A 6,083-nucleotide genomic window follows, 5' to 3' on the forward strand; every position below is an offset into this window, starting at 1 on the left:
TGCCCGGGGGCAGGGCGGTCAGGCGGTCGAGCAGGTCCGGGTGCACCAGTCCGGGCGCGGGCACGAAGACGGTGCTCGGAGCGATGCCGGCGGTCTGCAGCACCCCGTCGAACGCCGTCTCCCGGCGCACCGGCACGCCCTGCGCGCGCAGCGCCTCGGCGAGGCGGCTGCCCCCGTCGTCGTCGGTGGCGACCGGGGATAGGAAGCCGGGCTCGTCGGTGTCGGGCCGGTCGACGGCGTGCAGCACGAGCGTGGTCACGATCAGCAGCACGGCCAGTCCGAGCGGGACGAGCAGCCGGTGCCGCCGACGGCGCGGCGTCGCGGCGGTGGCCGTTTCCGCCGGCGTCACGGTGGCGGTCATCGCGGCTCCTCCCCGGTCAGCTCGCGACGCAGGTCGGCGGCGAGTTCACGCATCCGGTGGTCGTGCGCGGCGGTGGCGGGACGCTGGGCGTACCAGAGGTCGGAGAAGATCGCCCCGGCGGTGTGCAGCGTCGGCCGCACCTGGGGCCGGGCACGGGCCGCCGCCTCGGTCAGCTCGACCACCGTGAGCCCGGGGCGGGGCTCCACGACGTGCCGCGTGACCAGGAGCCGGACCATCTCGCGCAGCCGTTCCCGGACCGCCTCGGCGTACCGGCCCTCGGCCGCGAGCCGGTCGGCCAGCCCGGGCGCGCCGGCCGGCACGGCCTCCGGGGTCCGGGGCTCGGGCACGCGTACCGGCGGCGGATCGGAGCGGCGGCGGCGCGCGGGCCGGCGCAGGCGGGGCAGCCGCAGCCGGGGCAGGCGCGGCAGGCGCAGCCGGGGCAGTGAGAACCGGGGCAGCCGGCGGGGCACCCAGGCCGGGAAGAAGTACCAGCCCAGGGCGGCCAGCAGCGCGACCGCCAGCAGGATCAGCGCGGCCAGCGGCAGCGGCAGCAGGTCACCGAGGGCCGCGACCGTCTCGGTCCACCAGCGGCTCACCGCTGCGCCGCCAGCAGGAGCGGTTCCGGTACGCCCGCCGGCGCGCGGGAGAGCCGGATGTCCAGCCCTTCGGTGCGGATCCGGGTCTCCAGGTGCAGCACCGCGTCCAGGCAGGCCAACGCCGGGTACGCCAGCGCGTTCACCGCGGCGAAGGCGGCGACGGTCACCGGCAGCGCCCAGGCGGACACGTCGAACAGGCCCAGCATGCCGAGACCGTGATAGACGCCCAGCCCGATGCCGAGCCGGATCAGCCACCAGCCCAGGTAGCCCAGCAGCCGGACGGCGGCGGCCCGCGCGCTCACCCGGCCCGCCAGGCGGATCGCCCGCCACGGGGCCCGGTGTCCGGGCACCCCGTCCAGCACCAGCACCGGCACCACCAGGCCGAGCAGCCCGTACGCCAGGAACCAGCCCGGCCCGGTCAGTGCGGCGAGCGCGACGACGGGGCCGACCGCGAAGGCGGCCAGCACCACGGGGCCGGGCCGGGAGCCGCGCAGCAGCTCGGCCGGCCCGGGACGGCGCCCCAGCAGGGCCGCGCCGGCGCCGCGCGCGGCCGGGCCGCCCAGCAGCGCGATGATCGCCGCCTCGGTGCCGGCGCCGGTCGCCAGCAGCAGCCAGTACCAGGGCAGCGAGTCACCGAGGTCCGCCGGCCACCACTGCGGCGGGTCGGCCTCGACCAGCAGCCGCAGCGGGTGGAGCACCGCCTGCTCGGCGAGGGCCAGCACGAGGGCGAGCGGGACGAGCACCCGGGCGTGGTCGCGCAGCAGCAGCACTGCCGCGTCGAGCAGTTCGCCGACGGTCAGCGGACGGCGCGGCAGCACCGCGGTCGGGCCGGCGTCGGGCACGCGTACTCCTGGCGGGCAGGGCGGAGGTGGCGGGCGGCGCGGCGCCCGAGGGATCATGGTTGCACGGCGGGTCCGCATCCGGTGGACCCGTCCGCCCTGACGCGCCACGCTGTGCGGCCACGCCGCTTGCTGTGGTGCGCGGGCCCGCTCGGCGCTACCGTGCCGTGGAGACGCCGAACCCCTCCAGACGAACGGGGATGGAACGATAAACCCCATGAGAGCCCGGGTACTCGTGGTCGACGACGACCCCGCCCTCGCCGAGATGCTCGGCATCGTGCTGCGCAGCGAGGGCTTCGTGCCGTCCTTCGTCGCGGACGGCGAACGGGCGTTGGCCGCCTTCCGCGACAACCGACCCGACATCGTCCTGCTCGACCTGATGCTCCCCGGCATGAGCGGCATCGACGTGGCCCGCGCCATCCGGGGCGAGTCCGGCGTGCCGATCGTGATGCTGACCGCCAAGAGCGACACCGTGGACGTGGTGCTCGGCCTGGAGTCCGGCGCCGACGACTACGTGGTCAAGCCGTTCAAGCCCAAGGAACTGGTGGCCCGGATGCGGGCCCGGCTGCGCCGGGGCGAGGACGTGGCCCCGGAGATGCTGACGATCGGGCCGCCCGGCAACCAGATCACCATCGACGTGCCGGCGCACACGGTCAGCCGCGACGGCGACGAGGTGAAGCTGACCCCGCTGGAGTTCGACCTGCTGGTCGCGCTCGCCCGCAAGCCGCGCCAGGTCTTCACCCGCGAGGTGCTGCTGGAACAGGTCTGGGGCTACCGCCACGCCGCCGACACCCGCCTGGTGAACGTGCACGTGCAGCGGCTGCGCGCCAAGATCGAGCCGGATCCGGAGCGACCCGAAATCATCCTGACCGTGCGGGGCGTGGGTTACAAGGCGGGTACCGGATAGCCTGGTCAGCACTGTGGTGACCACCCCGCTGCCGGACACGCCGACCGCCGAGCCCCGCCGGCTCCACGCCGTGCGGGCGCTCTGGCTCGCCCTGAGCGGCCGGGTCGCCCGGCTGGTCGCCGCGGTGCACCAGGCCTGGCGGCGGTCGCTCCAGGTGCGTGTGGTCACCATCACGCTGGTGGCGTCGAGTCTGCTGGTGGGCGGTTTCGCCTACCTGATCGCCGACAAGATCACCAGCATCCTGCTGGAGAACGCCGAGACCGACGTGCGGCTGCGGCTGAGCAACGGCAGCGAGTACGCGGCGAAGCAGTTCAACCTCTACAGCCAGCCGCAGGAGGCGCAGCTCCAGAACACCATCGACGGCACGGTGAACTATCTGGCCGGCGGTGACCCGACGCAGACCAGCGGCGTCGTGGTGGCGATCACCGCCGACAATTTCGCCGAGTTCATCGAGCCGCGCACCACGCCCGAGGTGCCGGTGGGCACGGTGATCGGCGACGAGCTGCGGGCCGCCGTGGCCTCCGGCAAGGTCGCCCACCAGATCCGCACCGGGTCGCTCGGCGGCGAACGCACCAAATACCTGGTCTACGGCTCCCCGGTGCCCACCAAGTTCGGGCAGGTCGAGCTCTACTACCTCGTACCCCTGGCCCGGCAGGACGCGACGGCGGCCGACGCCCGGGCCACGGTGGTCGCCACCGGCGTCGCGCTCGTCCTCCTGCTCGGCCTGCTGGCCGCCCTGGTCACCCGCCTGGTGGTGACGCCGGTACGGGTGGCCGCGCGCACCGCGCAGCGGCTCTCCGCCGGCCTGCTCGACCAGCGCATGGTGGTGAACGGCGAGGACGACCTCGCCCTGCTGGCCGCCTCGTTCAACCAGATGGCGACGAACCTGCAACGGCAGATCCTCCGACTGGAGGAGATGTCCCGGCTGCAACGCCGGTTCACCTCGGACGTCTCGCACGAGCTGCGGACGCCGTTGACCACGGTCCGGATGGCCGCCGACCTGATCTTCGCCGAGCGGGACGAGTTCGACCCGGCGGTGGCCCGCAGCGCCGAGCTGCTCCAGGCCGAGCTGGACCGGTTCGAGGAGCTGCTCACCGACCTGCTGGAGATCAGCCGGTTCGACGCCGGCTTCGCGGTGCTGGACAGCGAGCCGACCGACCTGGTGCCGGTGGTGCACCGGGTCACCGAGCGGCTGGCCGGGCTGGCCGAGCGGGTCGGGGTCACGATCGAGCTGGACCTGCCGGACACTCCGGTGATCGCCGAGGTCGACCCGCGCCGCGTCGAGCGGGTGCTGCGCAACCTGGTCGGCAACGCGGTCGAGCACGGCGAGGCCAAACCGGTACGGATCACCCTGGGCCAGGACCGCAGCGCGGTGGCGATCACCGTGCGGGACCACGGCGTCGGCCTCAAGCCGGGGGAGGAGAAGCTGGTGTTCAACCGCTTCTGGCGGGCCGACCCGTCGCGGGCCCGGCAGACCGGCGGCACCGGGCTCGGCCTGTCGATCAGCCTGGAGGACGCCCGCCTGCACGGCGGCTGGCTGGAAGCGTGGGGCGCGCCCGGCCAGGGCGCCCAGTTCCGGCTCACGCTGCCGGCCCGGGCCGGGGACCGGCTCACCACCTCCCCGCTGCGGCTGGTGCCGGCCGACGCCACGGTGCCGTTCGGCGGTCCCCGCGACGGCGGCCTGCTCGCCATCGGCCCGGGCACCGACGCCGGAACGCTGACCGTGGAGCCCGCCGCCGAAGGCGACCGGGCGGAGGTCCGGCCGTGAGCCGCCGCGCCCTGGCCCTGCTGCTGGCCGGCGCCCTGCTTCCGGCCGCGCTCGTCGGCTGCGGCATCCCGGGTGAGACAGACGTCCAGATCGACGGCTCGGTGCCGGCCGCGCAGGGCGGAGCGCTCAACGGCAGTCCGGCCCGGCCGCCCGAACCGGCCGACAGCAGCGAGCCGGTGCCGTTCATCGAGAACTACCTGCGGGCGGCGGCGGCCGGGGAACGCGACCAGGCGTACGCCCGGGCCCGGAAGTTCCTCGCCGAGGAGTCCCGCGACCTGCTCCCGGGCAAGCCGCAGACCAGCGAGGTCGAGTTGACCGTGGTGCGGCTGCGGGAGAAGCCGGAGAGCACGCCGCCGAACAACCAGGGCACCAGCACGGTGACGCTCAAGGTGCAGCAGGTCGGCGTGCTGCGGGCGGACGGCACGCTCGGGCCGCCGGTGGCCAGCGACACGCAGTACGTCTTCGAGCTGCGCCGCGCCGAGCCGGCCGGGACCGGGCTGCTGATCACCGAGGCGCCGAACGTGCTGCTGGCCAGTGACTCGGCGATGCGTGAGTACTACCGCCCCCGCACCGTCTACTTCTGGAACTCGGACCAGACCCGGCTGGTGCCGGACCAGCGCTACCTGCTCTCCTCGGCACCGACCGAGCGGCGGATCACCGAGGTGATGAAGTGGCTGGCGGACCGCCCCTCGGACTGGCTGGCCGCCGGCGTGACCGGGTTGCCCGACGGCACCCAGCTGATCAACAACGCGACCGGGACGGACGGGCACTGGGAGATCAACCTGAACATGCCGGGGGCCAACGAGCAGCGGCTGAACCGGCTCGGCACCCAGTTGGCCTGGTCCCTGTCGGACCTGGACGGCGTGGTCGACCTCAAGATCCAGAACCAGAAGCGGCTGACCGTCGCCCTCCGGCGGGAGCGCGTCTCGGTCGTCGCGTACCCGCGCGGGGCGAACCCGATGCGGCTGGGCGTCTACGACGGCGCCGTACGCCCACTGGCGTTCGGCAACGAGCCGCGGGCCGCCGTGCCGCTGCCGCCGGAGGAGAACCGCAACGTGGTCTCCGCCGCGCTCGCCCGTGCCGAGGAACAGGTGCTGGCCGCGCTCGTCGTCACCGGCGCCGACAACCGCAAGCGGCTCAAGGTGGGCTCCGGCGCGGAGCCGGTGGCCACGCTCAACGCGAGCGACCGCACGTTCCGCGCGATGAGCCGCCCGACCTGGCTGCGGTCGCTGACCAAGGCCCGGCCGGGTGGCCTGGTGGCGGCAGACGGCAAGCTCTACCGGTTCGACGGGTCGGGCCGGATGAGCGAGATCGCGCTGTCCGTGTCCGGCCCGGTGACGGCGGTCGCCGGTTCCCTCGAAGGCCACCGGGTCGCACTGGTCAGCGGCGGCGCGCTCTACGTCGCCGCGGTCAGCGTCGACGGCGGCGTGGTCAACCTGGGACAGCCGCGCCGGGTGGCCACCCTGCTCACCGGCGTGACGGTGGTGGCCTGGGTGGCGGAGAACGAACTCGTGCTGGCCGGCAACGAGGCGGACCGGCGTTCGGCGATCCACCAGCTCAGCGTCGACGGCGTGTGGGAGACCCCGCTGGCGGTGGAGAGCGGCGCCCCGCT

The 6,083-nt window shown here is 74.5% G+C and carries 5 protein-coding genes and 1 pseudogene; 3 read left to right on the top strand and 3 right to left on the bottom strand.

Annotated elements, in window-relative coordinates; genetic code table 11:
* The 3 genes and pseudogenes from KBX39_RS20310 to KBX39_RS20320 all read right to left on the bottom strand — a co-directional run.
* A pseudogene (locus KBX39_RS20310) lies at positions 1-361 on the bottom strand (DUF4350 domain-containing protein); the annotation flags it as partial.
* The gene (locus tag KBX39_RS20315; RefSeq protein WP_064447734.1) at positions 358-957 is read right to left on the bottom strand and encodes a DUF4129 domain-containing protein; all 600 of its coding nucleotides are present in this window, start codon (positions 955-957) and stop codon (positions 358-360) included. The pseudogene KBX39_RS20310 and the gene KBX39_RS20315, both read right to left, overlap by 4 nt.
* Positions 954-1,799: a hypothetical protein gene (locus tag KBX39_RS20320; protein ID WP_210871974.1), complete on the bottom strand. Its 846-nt coding sequence runs from the start codon at positions 1,797-1,799 to the stop codon at positions 954-956. Before KBX39_RS20320 ends, KBX39_RS20315 begins: the two co-directional genes overlap by 4 nt.
* A 214-nt stretch (positions 1,800-2,013) precedes the next feature.
* Here KBX39_RS20320 and mtrA point away from each other — a divergent pair, with 214 nt between their 5' ends.
* The 3 genes from mtrA to KBX39_RS20335 form a co-directional block, all read left to right on the top strand.
* Entirely contained in the window at positions 2,014-2,703 is a 690-nt protein-coding gene (gene mtrA / locus KBX39_RS20325; protein ID WP_030501405.1) for an MtrAB system response regulator MtrA, read from the top strand.
* A gap of 13 nt (positions 2,704-2,716) precedes the next feature.
* Positions 2,717-4,471, top strand: coding sequence for an MtrAB system histidine kinase MtrB (mtrB, locus tag KBX39_RS20330; RefSeq protein WP_312247467.1), 1,755 nt, complete (start codon positions 2,717-2,719; stop codon positions 4,469-4,471).
* Positions 4,468-6,083, top strand: a 1,616-nt coding sequence (locus KBX39_RS20335; RefSeq protein WP_210871976.1) for an LpqB family beta-propeller domain-containing protein, incomplete at its 3' end; no start/stop codon positions are given. The genes mtrB and KBX39_RS20335, both read left to right, overlap by 4 nt.

The sequence above is a fragment of the Micromonospora sp. D75 genome (genome assembly GCF_018070405.1).
Lineage (GTDB): Bacteria > Actinomycetota > Actinomycetes > Mycobacteriales > Micromonosporaceae > Micromonospora > Micromonospora chalcea.